The sequence below is a fragment of the Bartonella sp. MU70NMGDW genome, assembly GCF_042194085.1.
Lineage (GTDB): Bacteria > Pseudomonadota > Alphaproteobacteria > Rhizobiales > Rhizobiaceae > Bartonella > Bartonella grahamii.
In genome coordinates, this window is the sequence record NZ_JBHIMK010000250.1 from 1 (window position 1) to 1,691 (window position 1,691).

2 protein-coding genes are annotated in these 1,691 nt (G+C 40.9%); both read right to left on the reverse strand.

Annotation, left to right across the window (positions count from 1 at the left end; translation table 11 throughout):
• A partial coding sequence (locus ACFIKE_RS10155; protein WP_375649722.1) for a cbb3-type cytochrome c oxidase subunit I occupies nucleotides 1-508 on the reverse strand: 508 nt, incomplete at its 3' end.
• A gap of 76 nt (nucleotides 509-584) precedes the next feature.
• Entirely contained in the window at nucleotides 585-1,556 is a 972-nt protein-coding gene (gene cyoA / locus ACFIKE_RS10160; protein ID WP_375649725.1) for a ubiquinol oxidase subunit II, read from the reverse strand.
• Nucleotides 1,557-1,691 lie beyond the last annotated feature (135 nt).

Sequence of the window (1,691 nt, forward strand, 5' to 3'; positions counted from 1 at the left end):
TCCCAATCCCTAAGGATATATTAATCAGTACCGCCCCTGCAGCTGTAATCCAAAACCCTAAATTATTCGCAAAGGGAAAAGCAACATCGCGCGCACCAATCTGAAGTGGTATAAGATAGTTGAATAGACCAAATAAAATCGGCGTAGCCATGAAGAAAATCATTATAGTGCCATGCGCTGAAAAAATTTGATCAAAATGCTCAGGAGGTAAATAACCTGCTGTCTCACTCCCAAGAGCAAAAGCTTGATGTGTCCGCATCATAATCGCATCCGCAAAACCACGAACAAGCATGATAATGCCAAGCACGATATACATAATGCCTATGCGTTTATGGTCAACAGTTGTAACCCAATTTCGCCATAGACCCCCCCACCACCCAAGTGCTGTTAGAGCAACAACAGCAATTAAACCAACCAAAACAATCGCAATACACGTATACAAAACGATCGGTTCATGTGCAAGTGCATGAAAAGCACCTGCCGTAGGATCTGTAAGTCTTCCAAACATTTCTCAACCCATATCAAATGAAATTCCAGTTTAAAAGAAACCTTATTTTAAAAAGGATTCTCTCTCGATCGACACTCTAAATAACACCAGGATCAAAAACTGAACAAAGTGCACCCCACAATGTCTGAGCCGCAGCACGCTTCATTAAATCTTCATTACATACCGTATTTTCATCAACACATCGATTGACAACGCGATAGTAAAGCCGCTTCTCAACAGGTGCAAAATAACGCACTTCAGCATCCTTTTCCTTCGCAGCAATGTCACCCATACGAGGCGCAACGGAAAGCTGCCGATAAGATGCGCGATTAAGTACTTGACCATTAGCCCGAACTTTAGCAATCCAATCACTAAAATCCTGCGAAGAAACGGAATGCCACTGAAACCGCATACCCGCAAAACCATCACCGCTGTAATTCGCCGAGCTCCCTTTGAATATTCCTTGTTCTTCAGCTACCAAATGTAATTTAGAATTCATCTGCGGCATAGCATAAAGAACCGTGCCCAGTTTTGGCACCCAAAAAGCATTAAGAGAACTCTCTGATGTCAACTGCAAAAGAACCTGACGACCCTTAGGTGCATAAATTTCATTGATCGATGCAATATTGTACTCTGGATAGATAAAAAGCCATTTCCAATCGAGAGCTACAGCATTCACTTGCAATGGCTTCTCCTCACCAACGATTTCCACCGGAAGTGCATTTGAAGGCTCAAGCTTATAGGTATAATAAGCTGTCAGCGCACCTAAAATCATCACGATAAAAACCGGCATGCCCCACATAAATGCTTCGATTTTATTTGAATGTCCCCACTCAGGCAAATACTCTTCTGTCGTCTTAGATGCGCGATATTTGATGGCAAAAAACACCACACTTACCATTACTGGAATCACAACGCAAAGCATAACAACAACACAAATAACAATTAAAATAAGCTGTTGACGCGCAACATATCCCGATGGTTGAAGGACATCAACTTTACAACCAGACAAAAGCAGTGCAATCCCTAGAATCGCAAGCATCTCTAATTGTCTAACAAAGCTTTTCACCTTTATTTACCCCCGTAATACGCACTAAAAATTGTCATAAATATATTACCTCACATTTTACAGATTTGAAAATAATTATCAAGTGAATTCAATGCCTATATTACTCTTATCAAACGCTTATTCTTTACCTATCAC